General features: G+C 70.2%; 16 protein-coding genes. 10 read left to right on the forward strand and 6 right to left on the reverse strand.

The window, feature by feature from the left end; translation table 11 throughout:
* Window positions 1-11: 11 nt before the first annotated feature.
* The 3 genes from glpK to AB0C99_RS03565 form a co-directional block, all read right to left on the reverse strand.
* Window positions 12-1,562 (reverse strand): glycerol kinase GlpK, encoded by a 1,551-nt coding sequence (gene glpK, locus AB0C99_RS03555; protein WP_362468759.1) that lies wholly within the window; start codon window positions 1,560-1,562, stop codon window positions 12-14.
* 35 nt (window positions 1,563-1,597) lie between these two features.
* Window positions 1,598-2,383 (reverse strand): MIP/aquaporin family protein, encoded by a 786-nt coding sequence (locus AB0C99_RS03560; protein ID WP_362468760.1) that lies wholly within the window; start codon window positions 2,381-2,383, stop codon window positions 1,598-1,600.
* Window positions 2,384-2,679: 296 nt separating this feature from the next.
* The gene (locus AB0C99_RS03565) at window positions 2,680-3,444 is read right to left on the reverse strand and encodes an IclR family transcriptional regulator (RefSeq protein ID WP_362468762.1); all 765 of its coding nucleotides are present in this window, start codon (window positions 3,442-3,444) and stop codon (window positions 2,680-2,682) included.
* 242 nt (window positions 3,445-3,686) lie between these two features.
* Here AB0C99_RS03565 and metH point away from each other — a divergent pair, with 242 nt between their 5' ends.
* The 4 genes from metH (at window position 3,687) to AB0C99_RS03585 (ending at window position 11,765) form a co-directional block, all read left to right on the forward strand.
* Window positions 3,687-7,205 (forward strand): methionine synthase, encoded by a 3,519-nt coding sequence (metH, locus tag AB0C99_RS03570; RefSeq protein ID WP_362468763.1) that lies wholly within the window; start codon window positions 3,687-3,689, stop codon window positions 7,203-7,205.
* A gap of 133 nt (window positions 7,206-7,338) precedes the next feature.
* Entirely contained in the window at window positions 7,339-8,046 is a 708-nt protein-coding gene (locus AB0C99_RS03575; RefSeq protein WP_362468765.1) for an HAD family phosphatase, read from the forward strand.
* A gap of 476 nt (window positions 8,047-8,522) precedes the next feature.
* Entirely contained in the window at window positions 8,523-10,112 is a 1,590-nt protein-coding gene (locus AB0C99_RS03580) for an ABC transporter substrate-binding protein (protein ID WP_362468767.1), read from the forward strand.
* A 69-nt stretch (window positions 10,113-10,181) separates the two neighbouring features.
* A complete protein-coding gene (locus tag AB0C99_RS03585) occupies window positions 10,182-11,765 on the forward strand; it encodes an ABC transporter substrate-binding protein (protein ID WP_362468769.1) in 1,584 nt (527 codons plus the stop codon).
* Between the two features lie 92 nt (window positions 11,766-11,857).
* Here AB0C99_RS03585 and AB0C99_RS03590 read toward each other — a convergent pair whose 3' ends face one another.
* Window positions 11,858-12,529 (reverse strand): response regulator transcription factor, encoded by a 672-nt coding sequence (locus AB0C99_RS03590; RefSeq protein WP_132914643.1) that lies wholly within the window; start codon window positions 12,527-12,529, stop codon window positions 11,858-11,860.
* 53 nt (window positions 12,530-12,582) lie between these two features.
* Window positions 12,583-13,461 (reverse strand): RecB family exonuclease, encoded by an 879-nt coding sequence (locus AB0C99_RS03595; protein ID WP_362468771.1) that lies wholly within the window; start codon window positions 13,459-13,461, stop codon window positions 12,583-12,585.
* 183 nt (window positions 13,462-13,644) lie between these two features.
* On the opposite strand from AB0C99_RS03595, the gene AB0C99_RS03600 reads away from it, so the two are divergent.
* The 3 genes from AB0C99_RS03600 (at window position 13,645) to AB0C99_RS03610 (ending at window position 16,456) form a co-directional block, all read left to right on the forward strand.
* Window positions 13,645-14,778 (forward strand): site-2 protease family protein, encoded by a 1,134-nt coding sequence (locus AB0C99_RS03600; RefSeq protein WP_362469082.1) that lies wholly within the window; start codon window positions 13,645-13,647, stop codon window positions 14,776-14,778.
* Window positions 14,779-14,796: 18 nt separating this feature from the next.
* Window positions 14,797-15,684, forward strand: coding sequence for a tRNA (adenine-N1)-methyltransferase (locus tag AB0C99_RS03605; protein WP_351661952.1), 888 nt, complete (start codon window positions 14,797-14,799; stop codon window positions 15,682-15,684).
* 211 nt (window positions 15,685-15,895) lie between these two features.
* The gene (locus AB0C99_RS03610) at window positions 15,896-16,456 is read left to right on the forward strand and encodes a hypothetical protein (protein ID WP_362468773.1); all 561 of its coding nucleotides are present in this window, start codon (window positions 15,896-15,898) and stop codon (window positions 16,454-16,456) included.
* A gap of 43 nt (window positions 16,457-16,499) precedes the next feature.
* On the opposite strand, the gene AB0C99_RS03615 is transcribed toward AB0C99_RS03610, so the two are convergent.
* A complete protein-coding gene (locus AB0C99_RS03615) occupies window positions 16,500-16,811 on the reverse strand; it encodes a ferredoxin (protein ID WP_362468774.1) in 312 nt (103 codons plus the stop codon).
* A gap of 253 nt (window positions 16,812-17,064) precedes the next feature.
* On the opposite strand from AB0C99_RS03615, the gene arc reads away from it, so the two are divergent.
* The 3 genes from arc to AB0C99_RS03630 all read left to right on the forward strand — a co-directional run bounded on the left by arc (window position 17,065) and on the right by AB0C99_RS03630 (window position 20,895).
* Window positions 17,065-18,831 (forward strand): proteasome ATPase, encoded by a 1,767-nt coding sequence (arc, locus tag AB0C99_RS03620; protein WP_362468776.1) that lies wholly within the window; start codon window positions 17,065-17,067, stop codon window positions 18,829-18,831.
* 164 nt (window positions 18,832-18,995) lie between these two features.
* Window positions 18,996-20,507, forward strand: a complete 1,512-nt coding sequence (gene dop / locus AB0C99_RS03625) for a depupylase/deamidase Dop (RefSeq protein WP_362468778.1) — start codon at window positions 18,996-18,998, stop codon at window positions 20,505-20,507.
* 175 nt (window positions 20,508-20,682) lie between these two features.
* Window positions 20,683-20,895 carry a ubiquitin-like protein Pup gene (locus AB0C99_RS03630; protein WP_030494396.1) on the forward strand — a complete coding sequence of 71 codons (213 nt, stop codon included), beginning with the start codon at window positions 20,683-20,685 and terminating at the stop codon, window positions 20,893-20,895.
* Window positions 20,896-20,908 lie beyond the last annotated feature (13 nt).

The following is a 20,908-nucleotide window of genomic DNA, read 5'->3' on the forward strand; positions in this document are numbered from 1 at the left end:
ATTACTCCTCGTCAGTTCTCTTCTGCTTCGAGCCAGCCCATGGAGCGCTCGACGGCCTTGAGCCAGTTCTTGTACTCGCTGTCGCGCTTGTCGGCGTCCATGCGAGGGGTCCACTCGGCGGCGCGGCGCCAGTTGGCGCGCAGCGCGTCGGTGTCGGGCCAGAAGCCGACGGCCAGACCGGCGGCGTAGGCGGCGCCGAGGCAGGTGGTCTCGGCGACCATCGGGCGCACGACGGGGGCGTCCAGGAAGTCGGAGAGGGTCTGCATCAGCAGGTTGTTGGAGGTCATGCCGCCGTCGACCTTGAGGGCGGCCAGCTCGACGCCGGAGTCCTTGGTCATGGCGTCGGTGATCTCGCGGGTCTGCCAGGCGGTGGCCTCCAGGACGGCACGGGCGATGTGCGCCTTGGTGACGTAGCGGGTGAGGCCGGCGATCACGCCGCGGGCGTCGGAGCGCCAGTACGGGGCGAAGAGCCCGGAGAAGGCGGGGACGAAGTAGGCGCCGCCGTTGTCCTCGACGGAGGAGGCCAGCGTCTCGATCTCGGCGGCGGACTTGATGAGGCCCATCTGGTCGCGCATCCACTGCACCAGCGAGCCGGTGACGGCGATCGAGCCCTCCAGGGCGTAGACCGGCTTCGCGTCGCCGATCTGGTAGCCGACCGTGGTCAGCAGGCCGCTGTAGGAGTTGATGATCTTGTCGCCGGTGTTCATGAGCATGAACGTGCCGGTGCCGTACGTGGACTTGGCCTCGCCCTCGGCGAAACAGGTCTGGCCGAACAGGGCGGCCTGCTGGTCGCCGAGCGCGGAGGCGACCGGGACGCCGTCGAGGACGCCGCCCTTGACCGTGCCGTACACCTCGGCGGAGGAGCGGATCTCGGGGAGCACGGCGGCGGGGATGTCGATCGAGTGCAGGATGCGCTCGTCCCAGGCCATCTCGTGCAGGTTCATCAGGAGGGTGCGGGAGGCGTTGGTGACGTCGGTGACGTGGACGCCGCCCTCGGTGCCGCCGGTCAGGTTCCAGATGACCCAGGAGTCCATGGTGCCGAAGAGGATCTCGCCGCGCTCGGCGCGCTCGCGCAGGCCCTCGACGTTGTCGAGCAGCCAGCGGACCTTGGGGCCGGAGAAGTACGAGGCGAGCGGCAGGCCGGTCTCGCGGCGGAAGCGGTCCTGGCCGACGTTGCGGCCGAGCTCCTTGCACAGGGCGTCGGTGCGGGTGTCCTGCCAGACGAGCGCGTTGTGCACGGGCTCGCCGGTGTTCTTGTCCCACATCAGCGTGGTCTCACGCTGGTTGGTGATGCCGATCGCCTTGACGTCGGCGGAGGTGATGCCCGCCTTGGCGATGGCGCCGGCGACGACCTCCTGGACGTTGGCCCAGATCTCGGTGGCGTCGTGCTCGACCCAGCCCGGCTTCGGGAAGATCTGCTCGTGCTCCTTCTGGTCGACGGAGACGATCCGGCCGTCCTTGTCGAAGACGATGCAGCGCGAGGACGTGGTGCCCTGGTCGATGGCGGCGATGAACGGGCCGTGCCCGTGGGAGGAGGTGCCGGGGGTGTGGGCGTCGGTCACGGTGTACTCCAAGGGAGGTCTGGAAGAAGGACGGCTCAGGCGAACGCGATGGTGTAGATACCCGCGGCGATGGCTCCGCCGATCAGCGGACCGGCGACGGGGATCCAGGCGTAGCTCCAGTCGGAGCCGCCCTTGTTCGGGAGCGGGAGCAGGGCGTGCACGATGCGCGGGCCGAGGTCGCGGGCGGGGTTGATCGCGTAGCCCGTCGGGCCGCCGAGCGAGAGGCCGATGGAGACGACGACGAAGGCGGTGATGAGGGCGCCGATGACGCCGAGGCCCTTGCCGCTGTCGTTGAGGCCCTGGGTGAGCACGGCGAGGACCAGCACGACGGTGCCGATGATCTCGGTGGCCAGGTTCTGCCAGGTGTTCCGGATCTCGGGGCCGGTGGAGAAGACGCCGAGCACCGGACCGGCGCCGGGGGCGGCCTTCTGGTCGACCATGCCCTCCTCGTGCGGGGTGGCGACGAGCTCCGGGTCGGTGAGGTGGGCCCGGAACTGGCCGTAGTAGGCGACCCAGACGAGTGCCGCACCGATCATCGCGCCCAGGAGCTGCCCGGCGAAGTAGACGGGGACGTTCCCCCACTCCCCGTCCTTGATCGCGATACCGACCGTCACGGCGGGGTTCAGATGCGCCCCGGAGAGGGAAGCGGTCATGTACACGGCCGTCATGACGGCGAAGCCCCACCCGAAGGTGATCGCGAGCCAGCCCGCGCCGCGGGCCTTGGAGCTCTTGAGCGTGACGGCGGCGCAGACACCGCCGCCGAGCAGAATGAGTACGGCGGTACCGATGGTCTCGCCGATGAAGATGTCGGAGCTGGACACCCGCGACTCCTTTGTCCTTCGTCCAGGGGAAGGCGGACCCCGGGTCCCTCCGGAGGTCCGCGCCCTCGTGGTGAGGGCGTTGCCGGCCCTTGGCACTGTCACACCCTAGCGTGTATTGCCGGTAGCTGTTCGACAATGCCGACCGATGAACGGAAGTTTTCCGCCACGGTCAACAGCGCGTCAAGGGTTGAGGGCGCGAAAAACCCGCCGGTGGCGGGATCGTTACCGGCGGGTTCAGTCGTGTGCGGTGGCGCTCGGCCGTGGTCAGGCGCGTGCGGGCACCCGGCGGGCCGGGGTCAGAAGCGGCCCGCCCCGAGGTCCCGGGAGACCGCCCGCGCGCAGTCCCGCACCGCCGCGACCAGCTCGGAGCGCAGCTCGCCCGCGGCGCACACCCGCTCCACCGCGCCCGTGATGGCCACCGCGCCCACCGGCATCCGGCGCCGGTCGTGGATCGGCGCCGCCACCGCGGCCACGCCCTCCCAGGTCTCCTCCACGTCCGCCGCCCAGCCGCGCGCCCGGGTCAGGTCCAGCAGCGACTCGAACTCCTCCAGGGCGGTCACCGTCCGGGGCGTGAACGGCTCCCGCGCGACCTCCACCGCCTCGCTGTGCGCCACCGGGTCGTACGCCGACAGCACCTTGCCCAGGGCCGTGGAGTGCAGCGGCTGCATGGCCCCCACCTCCAGCACCTGGCGGCTGTCGTCGGGCCGGAAGACGTGGTGGACGATCAGCACGCCCTGCTGGTGCAGCACGCCCAGGTGGACGCTCTCGCCGCTGGAGCGGGCCAGGTCGTCCGTCCAGACGAGCGCCCGCGCGCGCAGCTCGTGCACGTCCAGATAGCTGTTGCCGAGGCGCAGCAGCTCGGCGCCCAGCTGGTAGCGGCCGGAGGCCGGGTCCTGCTCCACGAAGCCCTCGGCCTGGAGGGTGCGCAGGATGCCGTGCGCCGTGCCCTTGGCGAGCCCGAGGGAGGAGGCGATGTCGGACAGGCCGAGCCGGCGCTCGCCGCCCGCGAGCAGTCGCAGCATCGCCGCCGCCCGTTCAAGCGACTGGATGTTCTTCGCCATCGCCCGGCCTTTCTCCTCACATGCTGTTCGACAATGCTGAACACTATCGGTCGATGCCGACCTCGTGTCACATAAGACAGTGTCGTGCACGACGGGGCGGACCGGGAGTCCCCGCACACAGGATGCAGTCCAGCTTGTGGAACCCGATGTCCACCCCGGCACCCGCGCGGTTAGTCTGACCCCGTGCGTTCTCCACCGGGAGCGCAAAGCCGACAGCCGTCGCATCCCAGGGAGCTTCATCCATGGCCTCGTCGCCGACCTCCGCAGCCGCCCCCGCGACCGCCGCCCAGCGGGCCGACGCCCTCCGCGAGGCGTTCGCCTCCCGGGTCGTCGTCTCCGACGGCGCGATGGGCACCATGCTCCAGGCCCAGGACCCCTCCCTGGAGGACTTCCAGCAGCTCGAAGGCTGTAACGAGATCCTCAACGTCTCCCGCCCGGACATCGTCCGCTCGGTCCACGACGCCTATCTCTCCGTCGGCACCGACTGCGTCGGCACCAACACCTTCAACTGCAACTTCTCCGCGCTCGGCGAGTACGACATCGCCCACCGCATCCACGAGCTCTCCGAGGCCGGCGCCCGGATCGCCCGCGAGGCCGCCGACGAGTTCACCCGCGCCACCGGACAGCAGCGCTGGGTGCTCGGCTCCATGGGCCCCGGCACCAAGCTGCCCACCCTGGGCCACGTCGACTACGTCACGATCCGCGACGCCTACCAGCAGAACGCCGAGGGCCTGCTCGCCGGCGGCGCCGACGCGCTGCTCGTCGAGACCACCCAGGACCTGCTCCAGACCAAGGCGTCGATCATCGCCGCCCACCGGGCCATGGACGTCGCCGGCTACCGGGTCCCGCTCATCACCTCGGTCACCGTCGAGACCACCGGCACCATGCTGCTCGGCTCCGAGATCGGCGCCGCGCTCACGGCCCTGGAGCCGCTCGGCATCGACATGATCGGCATGAACTGCGCCACCGGCCCCGCCGAGATGAGCGAGCACCTGCGCTACCTCGCCCGGCACGCCGGCATCGCCCTGTCCTGCATGCCCAACGCCGGTCTGCCCATCCTCACCAAGGACGGCGCCTACTACCCGCTGACGCCCGCCGAGCTCGCCGACGCCCACGAGAACTTCGTCGGCGACTACGGCCTCAGCCTCGTCGGCGGCTGCTGCGGCACCACCCCCGAGCACCTGGGCCAGGTCGTCGAGCGGGTCCGCGGGCTGACCCCGCCGGTCCGCGAGCCGCGCCCCGAGCCGGGCGCCGCCTCGCTCTACCAGACCGTCCCGTTCCGCCAGGACACCTCGTACATGGCGATCGGCGAGCGCACCAACGCCAACGGCTCGAAGAAGTTCCGCGAGGCGATGCTGGAGGCCCGCTGGGACGACTGCGTCGAGATGGCCCGCGACCAGATCCGCGAGGGCGCGCACATGCTCGACCTCTGCGTCGACTACGTGGGCCGCGACGGCGTCGCCGACATGGCCGAGCTGGCCGGCCGCTTCGCCACCGCCTCCACCCTGCCGATCGTCCTGGACTCCACCGAGGTCGGGGTCATCCGCGCCGGCCTGGAGAAGCTGGGCGGGCGGGCCGTCATCAACTCGGTCAACTACGAGGACGGCGACGGGCCCGAGTCCCGCTTCGCCCAGGTCACCCGGCTCGCCCGCGAGCACGGCGCCGCGCTGATCGCCCTCACCATCGACGAGGAGGGCCAGGCCCGCAGCGTCGAGCACAAGGTCGCCATCGCCGAGCGCCTGATCGACGACCTCACGGGCAACTGGGGCATCCTCGAGTCCGACATCCTCATCGACACCCTGACCTTCACCATCTGCACCGGCCAGGAGGAGTCCCGCAAGGACGGCATCGCCACCATCGAGGCGATCCGCGAGCTGAAGCGGCTGCACCCGGACGTCCAGACGACCCTGGGCCTGTCCAACATCTCCTTCGGCCTCAACCCGGCCGCCCGCATCCTGCTGAACTCGGTCTTCCTCGACGAGTGCGTCAAGGCGGGCCTGGACTCGGCCATCGTGCACGCCTCGAAGATCCTCCCGATCGCCCGCTTCGACGAGGAGCAGGTCACCACCGCCCTCGACCTGATCTACGACCGGCGCGCCGAGGGCTACGACCCGCTGCAGAAGCTGATGGCGCTCTTCGAGGGCGCCACCACCAAGTCCCTCAAGGCCGGCAAGGCCGAGGAGCTGCTGGCGCTGCCGCTGGAGGAGCGCCTCAAGCGCCGGATCATCGACGGCGAGAAGAACGGCCTGGAGGCCGACCTGGACGCGGCGCTCGAAGAGCGGCCCGCCCTGGAGATCGTCAACGACATCCTGCTCGACGGCATGAAGACCGTCGGCGAGCTCTTCGGCTCCGGCCAGATGCAGCTCCCCTTCGTGCTCCAGTCCGCCGAGGTCATGAAGATCGCGGTGGCCTACCTGGAGCCGCACATGGAGAAGTCGGACGCCGAGGGCAAGGGCACCATCGTCCTCGCCACGGTCCGGGGAGACGTCCACGACATCGGCAAGAACCTCGTCGACATCATCCTGTCCAACAACGGCTACAACGTCGTCAACATCGGCATCAAGCAGCCGGTCTCCGCGATCCTGGAGGCGGCCGAGGAGCACCGGGCCGACGTCATCGGCATGTCGGGCCTCCTGGTCAAATCCACGGTGATCATGAAGGAGAACCTGGAGGAGCTGAACCAGCGCGAGCTGGCGGCCAAGTACCCGGTGATCCTCGGCGGCGCCGCGCTCACCCGCGCGTACGTGGAGCAGGACCTGCACGAGGTCTACCAGGGCGAGGTCCGCTACGCCCGCGACGCCTTCGAGGGCCTGCGCCTGATGGACGCCCTCATCGCGGTCAAGCGCGGCGTGCCCGGCGCGACCCTGCCGGAGCTCAAGCAGCGCCGGGTCGCCAAGGGCACCGCCGTCCTCCAGGTCGACGAGCCGGAGCAGGGCGGCCGGTCGGACGTGGCCGTCGACAACCCCGTACCGACCCCGCCGTTCTGGGGCACCCGGGTCGTCAAGGGCATCCAGCTCAAGGAGTACGCGAGCTGGCTCGACGAGGGCGCGCTCTTCAAGGGCCAGTGGGGCCTCAAGCAGAACCGGACCGGTGACGGCCCGACGTACGAGGAGCTGGTGGAGAGCGAGGGCCGGCCGCGGCTGCGCGGCTGGCTGGAGCGGCTGCACACGGAGAACCTGCTGGAGGCGGCCGTCGTGCACGGCTACTTCCCCTGCGTCTCCAAGGGCGACGACCTGATCATCCTCGACGACTCCGGCAACGAGCGGACCCGCTTCACCTTCCCGCGCCAGCGCCGCGGCCGCCGCCTGTGCCTGGCCGACTTCTTCCGCCCGGAGGAGTCCGGCGAGACCGACGTGGTCGGCCTCCAGGTCGTCACGGTCGGCTCGCGGATCGGCGAGGCCACGGCCAAGCTCTTCGCCTCCGACTCCTACCGCGACTACCTGGAGCTGCACGGCCTGTCCGTGCAGCTGGCCGAGGCGCTCGCCGAGTACTGGCACGCCCGGGTCCGCGCCGAGCTCGGCTTCGGCGGGGAGGACCCGGCGGCGGTCGAGGACATGTTCGCCCTCAAGTACCGCGGCGCCCGCTTCTCGCTGGGCTACGGCGCCTGCCCGGACCTGGAGGACCGGGCCAAGATCGCCGAGCTCCTGGAGCCCGAGCGGATCGGGGTGCACCTCTCCGAGGAGTTCCAGCTCCACCCGGAGCAGTCCACGGACGCGATCGTGCTGCACCACCCGGAGGCGAAGTACTTCAACGCCCGCTGACCGGTGCGGGGGTAAATCCCTGCGCCGTGAGTGGGTCGGACGTACACTGGTCGGTCCAGTGCAGAGGCCGGTCGCCCTACCCCCGTACCGGGGTGGGCGGCCGGCCTTCTCGTCTCCCGATGGAGGTGTCCGGATGACCAGTACGGTCCCCGCGTCCTTGTTCCGTGCCAACGGCAGCTCCGCCCTGCAGGCGGTCTTCCTCGACATGGACGGCACCCTCGTCGACACGGAGGGCTTCTGGTGGGACGCGGAGGTGGAGGTCTTCGCGGACCTCGGGCACCGGCTCGACACCGCCTGGAAGGAGATCGTCGTCGGCGGCCCGATGACCCGCAGCGCGGGCTACCTCATCGAGGCGACCGGCGCCGACATCACCCTGGAGGAGCTCTCCGTCCTGCTGAACGAGAAGTTCGAGCAGCGCATCGGGCAGGGCGTGCCGCTGATGCCGGGCGCCGAGCGGCTGCTCGCGGAGCTGGGCAGCCATGGCATTCCGGCCGCGCTGGTCTCCGCCTCGCACCGCCGGATCATCGACAAGGTGCTGCACTCGCTGGGCCGAGAGCGCTTCGTGCTGACCGTCGCGGGCGACGAGGTCGGCCGGACGAAGCCGCACCCGGAGCCGTATCTGACCGCCGCCGCCGGAGTGGGCGCCGAGCCCGCGCTGTGCGCCGTCATCGAGGACACCGCGACCGGCGTGGCCGCGGCCGAGGCGGCCGGCTGCCGGGTCGTCGCGGTGCCCTCCGTCGCCCCGATCGCGCCCTCCGCCGGCCGGGTCGTGGTGCGCTCGCTGGAGGAGGTCGACGTGCCCTTCCTCCGTACCCTGATCGCCTCTCCGGTGGCCTCCTGACGCTCTCCGGGGCCCGGTTCCACGGGCCGGATCTGAGCTTTATTTGAGGTTCAATGTCCGAAAAGGGCTCTGCGTGACCTTGGTCACGCAGAGTGCCGACGGGCAGATCATTCTCGGACGGGCCGTGTCCGGAACATGTCGATTCCCGCGCGCCCATGTGTCCCGTTTCGATCGATGACGCACGAATCATGCCGACGCATGATTATCGATGCCATCGCATTCATGATCACTGTGCGGTGATCACACGGCCCTCCGCCGTCCTTCGGCCTCGGCGTGGCGCACTAGTGTTTCGCGAGTACTCCGCCGCACCTTCCGCGTGCCCCGGCGCCCACCCGAGCCGCCGCGCACGCAGGACCGATCGCACCCCCTTCCCGGCCCGATCGCCGCCGCCCCGACCGGGCGGCCCGGCGGAGCGAACGATGCCGCTGTACCCAGTGCCGGCCGTCACCCGGGGCCGGATGAGGAGAACGTCCCTGATGAACCGCAAGACCCTGGTGCTGCCGCTCACGGCCGCGCTGCTCACCCCCCTGCTCGCCGCCTGTGGTGGAGGGGACAAGAGCAGAGCGATCGTCGTGGGCACCACGGACCAGTTCGTCGCGACCGAGGACGCCCCCGCCCCGCTCGACCCGGCGTTCGCCTACGACACCGGTGCCTGGAACGTCCTGCGGCAGACCGTCCAGACGCTCATGCACGTCCCGCGCGGCAGCGGCCAGCCGGTCCCCGAGGCCGCCGAGAGCTGCGGCTTCTCCGACAAGCAGAGCGAGAGCTTCCGCTGCAAGCTGCGCGAGGGCCTCACCTTCGCCGACGGCACCGCGATCACCGCCGAGGACGTCAAGTTCTCCATCGACCGCGTGATCGCCATCAAGTCCGACAACGGCACCGCCGCCCTGCTCTCCAACATCGACACCGTCGAGACCCAGGGCGACCGCGAGATCGTCTTCCACCTGAAGACGCCCGACGCGACCTTCCCGTACAAGCTCTCCACCCCCGTCGCCGGCATCGTCAGCAAGGCCACGTACGACGGCAAGCGGCTGCGCGAGGGCTTCGACGTCGACGGCTCCGGCCCGTACACGATGAAGACCGAACGCGACGGCGACACCGTCACCAAGTTCGTCTTCACCAGGAACCCGAAATACAAGGGCGACATCACCCCGCGCAACGACAAGGTCGAGCTGCGCCCCTTCGCGGACTCCTCCCGCATGGACACCGCGCTGGAGAAGGCCGACATCGACATGATGGCCCGCACCATGTCGCAGGCGCAGATCAAGGCGCTCACCGAGAAGCCGAAGGACGGCATCGACCTCACCGAGGTCCCCGGCCTGGAGATCCGCTACCTCGCCTTCAACACCAAGGCCCCCTCGGTCGGCGACAAGGCCGTCCGGCAGGCCATGGCCTCCGTCGTCGACCGCGGCGCCCTGGTCAGCGAGGTCTACGGACCCACCGCGCAGCCGCTGTACTCGCTGATCCCCTCCAGCGTCACCGGCCACTCCACCTCGTTCATCGACACCTACGGCGAACCGGACAAGGCCAAGGCCGCCAAGATCCTGCGCGACGCGGACGTCAAGACGCCCGTCAAGATCACCCTGCACTACACCACCGACCACTACGGCGCCGAGACGGCCAAGGAGTTCGAGGCCCTGCGCGGCCAGCTGAACGCCACCGGCCTCTTCGACACCCAGATCCAGGGCACCGAGTGGTCCCGGTTCCGCCCGGCCCAGAAGCGCGGCGACTACGCCGTCTACGGCCTCGGCTGGTTCCCCGACTACCCGGACCCGGACAACTACGTCGCTCCCTTCCTCGACAGCGACAACTTCCTCAACACCCCCTACGTCAACCAGTCCGTCCGTGACCGGCTGATCCCGCAGTCGCGCCGCCAGGCCGACCGCACCGCCGCGGCCCCCGTCTTCGAGCAGATCCAGAAGATCGTCGCCAAGGACGTCCCCGTCCTGCCGCTGTGGCAGGGCAAGCAGTACGTCGCCGCGCGCGACGACGTCACCGGCGTCGAGTGGGCGCTGAACACCTCCTCCGACCTGCTCCTGTGGGAGCTCGGCCGCGGCACCGCCTGACCCCTTCGTTGTACCGGCCGCGCAGCCGTTGCGCGGCCGGCCTGGCAAGAGATCAAGAGGGCAAGTTCTGTGAAGGCACACAACAAGTGGCTGACGGCCCCGCTCGCCGCGGGGCTCGCCGCCGCGATGCTCAGCGGCTGCGGCACCGAACAGGGCGGCGGCACCGCCGGATCCGGTGACTCCGTCCGCGTCGGCATGTCGGACGGGATCCTGGCCACCGACCCCGCCGCCGGCTACGACCCCGGCTCCTGGCTGCTGTTCAACAACGTCTTCCAGTCCCTGCTCGCCTTCCCCAAGGGCGGCTCCGAACCCGAGCCCGACGCCGCCGACAAGTGCGGCTTCGCCGCCGGCAGCAGGGTCTACACCTGCACCCTGCGCGAGGGCCTGAAGTTCTCCAACGGCAACCCGCTCACCTCCGAGGACGTCAAGTTCTCCTTCGAGCGCGCCCTGAAGATCGACGACCCCTCCGGCCCGGCGCCGCTGCTCTCGACCATCGACACCATCGAGACCCCCGACCCTCGGACCGTCGTCTTCACGCTCAAGGTCCCGGACGCCACCTTCCCGAGCAAGATCGCCTCCGGCGCCGGCTCCATCGTCGACCACCGCGAGTACGCCGACGGCTCGCTGCGGACCGACGGCAAGGCCATCGGCTCCGGCCCCTACAAGCTGGACTCGATCAGCGACACCGAGGCCGTCTTCTCCGTCAACCCCGGCTACCGAGGCGACGCCAAGGCCAAGAACGACGGCGTCACCCTCAAGCTCTACCGCGGCGACCGCGCCGCCCTCTCCAAGGCGCTCGCCGCCAACGAGATCGACGTCGCCTACCGAGGACTCGCCGCCGCCGACATCGCCGCCCTCGAAGCCTCCGAGACCACGGACGACAAGGGCATCGAGGTCGTCCAGGGCAGCAGCGCCGAGGTCCACCACCTGGTCTTCAACGTCAAGGACCCGGTCGTCGGCAAGCTCGCCGTCCGCAAGGCGATCGCCCACCTCGTCGACCGCGAGGCCCTCGTCCAGGACATCTACAAGTCGACCGCCACGCCGCTCTACTCGATCGTCCCGGCGGGCATCGCGGGCCACAACACCGCCTTCTTCGACACCTACGGCAGCCCCGACAAGGCCAAGGCCGAGAAGGCCCTGCGCGCCGGCGGCGTCAAGGACAAGGTCAAGCTCACCCTCTGGTCCACCCCCGGCCGCTTCGGCCCCGCCACCGACCAGGAACTCAAGGCGATAGCCGGGCAGCTCAACGCGAGCGGCCTCTTCGACGCGGACGTCAAGTCCGTCGCGTACGAGCAGTACGAGAAGGACATCGCCGCCGGCAAGTACGGCGTCTACGTCCGGGGCTGGGTCCCCGACTACCCCGACGCCGACAACTTCACCGCGCCCTTCTTCGGCAAGGACAACGTCCTCGGCAACCACTACGAGAACGCCACCGTCACCGGCACCCTCATCCCGAAGACCGCCGCCTCCGCGGACCGCTCCGCCACCGCCCAGGACTTCGGCAAGATCCAGGACATCGTCGCCGACCAGCTCCCCCTGCTCCCGCTCTGGCAGGGCAAGCAGTACGCCGTCGCCCGCGACAACATCACCGGCCTGGAGTGGACCCTGGACGCCTCCACCGTCTTCCGCTTCTGGGAGATCAAGAAGAACTGACCCCCGTACGCCGAGGGGCCCGGCACGCGTCACGCGCGCCGGGCCCCTCCGCGTACCCCGCCGGGAAGCCCCGGAGGCACCCGTGGGAAGCGCTACTGCGCCCCGGGACGCACCAGACCGCTCTCGTACGCGTACACCGCAGCCTGCACCCGGTCGCGCAGCCCCAGCTTCGTCAGCACATGGCCCACATGGGTCTTCACCGTCGTCTCGCTCACGAACAGGTCCGCCGCGATCTCCGCGTTCGACAGGCCGCGGGCCACCAGCTTCAGCACCTCGACCTCACGGTCGGTCAGCGTGTTCAGCGTGTCCGGGACCTGCTCCTCGCCCGAGGGCAGATGCGCCGAGTACTTGTCGAGCAGCCGGCGCGTGATCGACGGCGCCAGCATCGCCTCGCCCGCCGCCACCACCCGGATCGCCTGCACCAGCTCCGTCGCCGGAGCGTCCTTCAGCAGGAAGCCGCTGGCCCCCGCCCGCAGCGCCTCCACCACGTACTCGTCGAGGTCGAAGGTCGTCAGCACCAGCACCTTCGCCGGCCCGTCCCGGCCCGGACCCGTGATCTGCCGGGTCGCCTCGACCCCGTCCATCCGCGGCATCCGGATGTCCATCAGCACCACGTCCGGCTGCAGCGCCCGCACCTGGTCCAGCGCCTGCAGACCGTCACCGGCCTCGCCCACCACCGCGATGTCCTGCTCCGCCTCCAGGATCATCCGGAAACCGGTGCGCAGCAGGGGCTGGTCGTCGACCAGGAGGACGCGGATGGCCACGAGGGACTCCTTCACGGGACGGGCGGGACACCGCCCATTCTGCCCTGACCCCGCTACCCGCCCTCACCAGGTGCCTCCGGCGCCGCCGCACGCGCCGGGACCACCGGCAGCGGATACACCGGGGGAGTGCCGCCGAACTCCGGACACACCGCCTGGTGGTCGCACCAGCCGCACAGCTTCGTCGGCCGGGGCCGCCAGTCGCCCGACTCCGTCGCCAGCCGGATCGCCTCCCACAGCGCGAGCAGCTTGCGCTCCACCCGCAGCAGGTCCGCCTCCACCGGGTCGTACGTCAGCACGTCACCGCTGCCCAGATAGACGAGCTGCAGCCGGCGCGGCACCACCCGCTTCAGCCGCCAGATCACCAGCGCGTAGAACTTCATCTGGAACAGCGCGCCCTCGCTGTACTCCGGCCGGGGCGCCTTGCCCGTCTTGTAGTCGACGATCCGCACCTCGCCCGTCGGCGCCACGTCCACCCGGTCGATCACCCCGCGCAGCCGCAGCCCCGATTCCAGCTCCGTCTCCACGAACATCTCGCGCTCCACCGGCTCGAGACGCGTCGGGTCCTCCAGCGTGAACCAGCGCTCGACCAGCGCCTCCGCCTCCGTCAGCCACCGCGCCAGCCGCTCGCCGCCCGGATCCTCGGCGAACAGCCCGCCCAGCTCCGGCTTCGACCCCAGCAGCCGGTCCCACTGCCCCGGCACCAGCGCCTTCGCCCGCGGCGCCGTCCGCTCCACCGCCGGCGCGTCGAAGAGCCGCTCCAGCACCGCGTGCACCAGCGTCCCGCGCGTCGCCGCCTCGCTCGGCTTCTCCGGCAGCCGGTCGATCACCCGGAACCGGTACAGCAGGGGACACTGCATGAAGTCGCTCGCCCGCGACGGCGACAACGACGTGGGCGCCCGGACCTCCGCCGGCGGCTGCTCGCTCGTACTCATGACTCAGACCCTACGACCCGCCACCGACAGCGAGCGGAATACCATCGACTCAGGCCCCCGTCGCACTGCATGATCGATCCGTGACCGAGTGACGCGGGCCACGCAGCTCGGCGACGAAAGGAACCCGTGAACCAGGACGAGTCCAAGCCGCAGCGGACCGAGGAGCCGGGCGGCGGCATCCTCATGGGCCGGCCCTTCGGCGTGCCCGTCTACGTCGCCCCCAGCTGGTTCCTGGTCGCCGCCCTCATCACCTGGGTCTTCGGCGACCAGATCGAACGCGTCCTGCCCGAGCTCGGCGCCGCCCGCTACCTGGTCTCGCTGTTCTTCGCGATCGCCTTCTACGCCTCCGTGCTCGTCCACGAGCTCGCCCACACCCTCGCCGCGCTCCGCTTCAAGCTCCCCGTGCGCCGCATCCAGCTCCAGTTCTTCGGCGGCGTCTCCGAGATCGAGAAGGAGACCGAGACCCCGGGCCGCGAGTTCGTCCTCGCCTTCGTCGGCCCCCTCCTCTCCCTCGTCCTCGCCGGGATCTTCTACCTCAGCCTCTACGCCGTCGAACCCGGCACCGTCCCCGGCGTCCTCCTCGGCGGCCTGATGATCTCCAACCTCATCGTCGCCGTCTTCAACCTGCTGCCCGGCCTCCCCCTCGACGGCGGCCGGATGCTCCGCGCGGTCGTCTGGAAGCTCACCGGCAACGCCATGACCGGCACCGTCGCCGCCGCCTGGATCGGCCGCGCCCTCGCCGTCACCGTCCTCATCGGCCTCCCGCTGCTCACCCGCACCGGCGCGCTCGGCAACTCCACCGAGGACATCTCCGGCTTCACCACCGTCACCGACGCCCTGCTCGCCGCCATCCTCGCCGCGATCATCTGGACCGGCGCCGGCAACAGCCTCCGCATGGCCCGGCTCCGCGAACACCTCCCCGACCTGCGCGCCCGCACCCTCACCCGGCGCGCCGTCCCCGTCGAGTCCGCCACCCCCCTCTCCGAGGCCCTGCGCCGCGCCAACGAGGCCGGCGCCCGCGCGCTCGTCGTCGTCGACGGCCACGGCACCCCGACCGCCCTCGTCCGCGAGACCGCCATCGCCGGCGTCCCCCAGCACCGACGCCCCTGGGTCGCCGTCAGCGCCCTCGCCCAGGACCTCACCGACGGCATGAAGGTCCCCGCCGACCTGGCCGGCCAGCCGCTCCTCGACCACCTGCGGGCCAGCCCCGCCACCGAGTACCTCGTCGTCGAGGACGGCGGCGAGATCTACGGCGTGCTCTCCACCGCCGACGTCGAGAAAGCCTTCGTCAAGGCCATGGCACGACCCTCCTCGTAACCCCGGTACTCTGTTCACATGTCCGAACCGACCGGTGCCGCCCGCCGACGCGGGCCCTTCAAGGTCGGGGACCAGGTTCAGCTGACCGACCCCAAGGGCCGTCACTACACGTTCACGCTCGAAGAGGGAAAGAACTTCCACACCCACAAGGGTTCCTTCCCGCACGACGAACTGATCGGTGCCCCCGAGGGCAGCGTTGTCCGTACCACCGGAAACGTCGCCTACCTCGCGCTGCGCCCCCTGCTCCCCGACTACGTCCTGTCCATGCCCCGCGGCGCCGCCGTGGTCTACCCCAAGGACGCGGGGCAGATCCTGGCCTTCGCCGACATCTTCCCCGGCGCCCGCGTCGTCGAGGCCGGTGTGGGCTCCGGCTCGCTCAGCTCCTTCCTGCTGCGCGCCATCGGCGACAGCGGAATGCTGCACTCCTACGAGCGCCGCGAGGACTTCGCCGAGATCGCCAAGGGGAACGTCGAGCGCTACTTCGGCGGCCCGCACCCCGCCTGGCAGCTGACCGTCGGCGACCTCCAGGACAACCTGTCCGACACCGAGGTCGACCGCGTCATCCTCGACATGCTCGCCCCCTGGGAGTGCCTGGAGGCCGTCTCCAAGGCGCTCGTGCCCGGCGGCATCCTCTGCTGCTACGTGGCCACCACCACGCAGCTCGCCCGCACCGTGGAGTCCATCCGCGAGTTCGGCTGCTACGCCGAGCCGCAGCCCTGGGAGTCCATGATCCGCAACTGGCACGTCGAGGGCCTGGCCGTGCGCCCCGATCACCGCATGATCGGCCACACCGGCTTCCTCGTCACCGCCCGCCGCCTGGCGGACGGCGTCGAGCCCCCGATGCGCCGCCGCCGCCCCTCCAAGGGCGCCTACGGCGAGGACTACGACGGCCCCAACAAGGGCTGACCCCCTCCGAACGCAGGCGTGCCGCCGCCGACTTCCCGCCCCCGGGCACGGAAGTCGGCGGCGGCACCTTCATGTTCGCGGCCCCGCGCGGGCCCGCCCGCGCGGCCCGTGCCCGCCCCGCCCCGTCCGGCCCCGGCTGTTCCGCCGTCCTGTGACGTGTGGCACGATGCCCGCAACTCCTTCCGCACCGCCCTCACAGGAGACTTCTCGCGTGCAGCCCTCCGCCGTCCCGGACCTCGCGCACACCCGCGCCCGTCCGGTGCACTGGCTGGCCACCGCCACCGCGATGGCCGGAGTCGTCGTCCTCGCCGGACTGCTCCAGCCCGGCCCCGCCGGAGCCACAGCGGCCCCCGTCCCCAGACCCGCCCCGGACGCCGCCACGGCCCGCTTCCCCCTGGAGTGCGGGGGCGGCCCCAGCACGATCGCCCAGCGGGCCACCGGGGACCTCGACGGCGACGGAAACCCCGAGACCATCGCAGTCGTACACTGCGAAGCCGGCTCCGGAACGCCGCCCAGCGGCATCTACGTCCTCACCCACGGCACGGGCGCCGGCAGCCCCGCCGCACGCGTCGTCGCCACCCTCGTGGAGCCCGCGCAGCTCAAGACCGTCAGCGGCTTCGCCGTACGCGACGGCGTCGTACGCGCCACCCTGCTCGGCTACTCGTCACCCGACGTCCCGAGCTGCTGCCCCGACCGGAGCGAGGACGTGACCTGGCGCTGGAAGGGCGGAGCCTTCGTCCGCAGCACCCAGGGAGAGCCCCGCGCGGCCTGAACCGCCGCCCCGCGCGGGGCGGCGACCCCGTGTCAGCGCACCGTCACCCGGCGTCGGGGCCGTACACCTCGACGCCGTCCGCGACCCGCCGCACATGGATGCAGTCGCCCGGGCACTCCTTCGCGGAGTCCACGACATCGACCAGCAGCGGCAGCGGCACGGGGGTCGTCGCCCCCGGCTCCTGGAGCAGCTCGTCGTCCGCGCTCTTCACATAAGCGAGCCCGTCGATGTCCAGCTCGAAGACCTCGGGCGCGTACTGCACGCAGATCCCGTCCCCGGTGCACAGGTCCTGGTCGATCCAGACCTCCAGCGCCTCGTCGGCGGCCGCGGCCGGGGCCTCGTGCTGCACGGTCATATCTCCTGCCGTTTCTGCGTCGCGCGGCACAGCCGCGGGTAAGTCCGGCCAAGCCCGACGGGTGTTGACCACCCACGACGATACAACCGCCCGCTTTTGCATTGTCCGGCGGTGGGTATTCCCCTGGCGTGAGGGGAAGCGCAAGGGTGAAGATCGGACACACCCCGGAGTCTTTTTGATCTAGGGGTTTCAATCATCACCCACCCAGGTAGGGTCAGGAAGCGTCCAGCTCCCCTTGGAGGAGGTGAGGACCGTGGCAGCCCACGACGACGACATCAACCGCGGCATCCGGCCGGGGCGGGGGTCTGAGGACCCCGCCGGCCAGGTTGCCTATCTCGAGCAGGAAATCGCCGTCCTGCGCCGCAAGCTCGCCGACTCTCCGCGACACACGAGGATTCTCGAGGAGCGGATCGTCGAGCTGCAGACGAACCTGGCCGGCGTGTCCGCGCAGAACGAGCGGCTCGCCCATACGCTCCGCGAGGCCCGCGACCAGATCGTGGCCCTCAAGGAGGAGGTCGACCGGCTCGCGCAGCCGCCGGCCGGCTTCGGTGTCTTCCTGCAGGCCAACGAGGACGGCACGTGCGACATCTTCACCGGGGGCCGCAAGCTCCGGGTGAACGTGAGCCCCGGCGTCGAGCTCGACGAGCTCAGGCGGGGCCAGGAGGTCATGCTCAACGAGGCGCTCAACGTGGTCGAGGCCATGGAATTCGAGCGCGCCGGCGACATCGTCACCCTCAAGGAGATCCTCGAGGACGGCGAGCGCGCGCTGGTCGTCGGGCACACCGACGAGGAGCGGGTGGTCCGGCTCGCCGAACCGCTCCTCGACATCACCATCCGACCCGGCGACGCCCTGCTCCTGGAACCCAGGTCGGGCTACGTCTACGAGGTCGTCCCGAAGAGCGAGGTCGAGGAGCTCGTCCTCGAAGAGGTCCCGGACGTCGACTACGACAAGATCGGCGGCCTGGGCAACCAGATCGAGCTGATCCGCGACGCGGTCGAGCTGCCCTACCTCTACCCCGACCTCTTCAAGGAGCACGAGCTGCGGCCCCCGAAGGGCATCCTGCTCTACGGCCCGCCCGGCTGCGGCAAGACGCTGATCGCGAAGGCCGTCGCCAACTCCCTTGCCAAGAAGGTCGCCGAGGTGACCGGCCAGCCCGCGGGGAAGTCCTACTTCCTCAACATCAAGGGCCCCGAGCTCCTCAACAAGTACGTCGGCGAGACCGAGCGGCACATCCGCCTCGTCTTCCAGCGTGCCCGGGAGAAGGCGAGCGAGGGCACCCCCGTCATCGTCTTCTTCGACGAGATGGAATCCCTCTTCCGCACCCGCGGATCCGGTGTCAGCTCGGACGTGGAGAACACCATCGTCCCGCAGCTGCTCGCCGAGATCGACGGCGTGGAGGGCCTGGAGAACGTCATCGTCATCGGCGCCTCCAACCGCGAGGACATGATCGACCCCGCGATCCTGCGGCCCGGCCGGCTCGACGTGAAGATCAAGATCGAGCGTCCGGACGCGGAGGCGGCCAAGGACATCTTCGCCAAGTACCTGACCGCCACCCTCCCGCTGCACTCCGACGACCTCTCCGAGCACAACGGCTCGAAGGCGGCGGCCGCCCACGCGATGATCCAGTCCGTGGTCGAGCAGATGTACGCGGAAAGCGAGGAGAACCGCTTCCTCGAGGTCACGTACGCCAACGGCGACAAGGAAGTCCTGTACTTCAAGGACTTCAATTCCGGCGCGATGATCCAGAACATCGTCGACCGGGCCAAGAAGATGGCCATCAAGGCATTCCTCGACCACGACCAGAAGGGCATCCGCGTCTCCCACCTCCTCCAGGCTTGCGTGGACGAGTTCAAGGAGAACGAGGACCTGCCCAACACCACCAACCCCGACGACTGGGCCCGGATCTCCGGCAAGAAGGGCGAGCGGATCGTCTTCATCCGCACCCTCGTCACCGGAAAGCAGGGCGCGGACACCGGCCGCTCCATCGACACGGTGGCGAACACCGGTCAGTACCTGTAGGAACACGCACCGGCTGCGGGTGTCCGGAACCGGACGTCCGCAGCCGGTGCGTTCCACTCACCGAACCGCTTCTGATCTCCCCGTGCGCACGAGGCCGCGCCAGGCCCGTGGGCACCGCCGTGACTCGCATCCCGCGCAGCGCGGCGCCGGGCAAGGAGGGCCGCATGACCGTACGGCGAGTAATGGGCATCGAGACGGAGTACGGGATCTCCGTCCCCGGGCACCCCAACGCCAATGCCATGCTCACCTCGTCCCAGATCGTCAACGCCTACGCGGCGGCGATGCACCGGGCGCGGCGCGCCCGCTGGGACTTCGAGGAGGAGAACCCGCTGCGGGACGCCCGCGGCTTCGACCTCGCCCGCGAGGCCGCCGACTCCAGCCAGCTCACCGACGAGGACATCGGCCTCGCCAACGTCATCCTGACCAACGGCGCGCGGCTCTACGTGGACCACGCCCACCCCGAGTACAGCTCCCCCGAGGTCACCAACCCGCGCGACGCCGTGCTCTGGGACAAGGCCGGCGAGCGGATCATGGCCGAGGCGGCCGAGCGGGCCGCCCAGCTCCCCGGCGCCCAGCCGATCCACCTCTACAAGAACAACACCGACAACAAGGGCGCCTCCTACGGCACGCACGAGAACTACCTGATGAAGCGGGAGACCCCCTTCTCGGACATCGTGCGCCACCTGACGCCCTTCTTCGTCTCCCGCCAGGTCGTCACCGGCGCCGGGCGCGTCGGCATCGGCCAGGACGGGCGGAAGGACGGCTTCCAGATCAGCCAGCGGGCGGACTACTTCGAGGTCGAGGTCGGCCTGGAGACCACCCTCAAGCGCCCCATCATCAACACCCGCGACGAGCCGCACGCGGACGCGGAGCGCTACCGCCGCCTCCACGTGATCATCGGCGACGCGAACCTCTCCGAGATCTCGACCTACCTCAAGCTGGGCACCACGGCGCTGGTCCTCTCCATGATCGAGGACTCCTTCATCACCGTCGACCTCGCCGTCGACCAGCCCGTGCGCACCCTCCACCACGTCTCCCACGACCCGACGCTCCAGTACCTCGTCACGCTCCGCAGCGGCCGGACGCTCACCGCGGTGCAGTTGCAGATGGAGTACTTCGAGCTGGCGCGCAAGTACGTGGAGGAGCGGTACGGGGCGGACGCCGACGAGCAGACCAAGGACGTCCTGGCCCGCTGGGAGGACACGCTCAACCGGCTGGAGAACGACCCGATGAGCCTGGCCGGCGAGCTGGACTGGATCGCCAAGCGGGAGCTCATGGAGGGCTACCGCCGCCGCGACGGCCTGGACTGGGACGCCGCCCGGCTGCACCTGGTGGACCTCCAGTACGCGGACGTGCGCCCCGAGAAGGGCCTGTACAACCGCCTGGTGGCCCGCGGCCGCATGAAGCGCCTGCTGGACGAGCCCACGGTGGAGCGGGCGGAGACGAGCCCTCCCGAGGACACCAGGGCCTACTTCCGCGGCCGCTGTCTGGAGCAGTACGCGGACGACGTGGCCGCCGCCTCCTGGGACTCGGTCATCTTCGACCTGCCCGGCCGGGACTCGCTCCAGCGGGTCCCGACCCTGGAACCCCTGCGGGGTACCAAGGAGCACGTGAAGGACCTCCTGGACCGCTGCCGCACGGCGGAGGAACTGGTCCGGGTCCTCTCCGGGGGCTGAGCGGCGCCCGGGAATTCCCGGATTCCCGGACGCGGCTGAAATGCCCGGGGACTGGGAATCATGGGAACAGTGCCCGGACGTTCTAGAAACTGCGGGGCCGATGTCAGTCCCGGCTTGTAGGGTCTGATCTTGTAGGGATCCGAACGAGCGGGCCGATTCGAGCGGGGTGAGGTTTATGGCGACCAAGGACACCGGCGGCGGACAGCAGAAGGCGACGCGTTCCACCGAGGAGGTCGAGGAGACCACCACGGAGGCGAGCTCCGACCTCAAGGAACGCCAGGAGAAGCTGAGCGACGACGTCGACTCGGTACTGGACGAAATCGACGATGTGCTTGAGGAGAACGCCGAGGACTTCGTTCGAAGCTTCGTGCAAAAGGGTGGCCAGTAGCCTTCGGATCGAA

Origin of the sequence: Streptomyces sp. NPDC048659, from assembly GCF_040650575.1 — a bacterium.
In the GTDB taxonomy this organism is placed as follows: domain Bacteria; phylum Actinomycetota; class Actinomycetes; order Streptomycetales; family Streptomycetaceae; genus Streptomyces.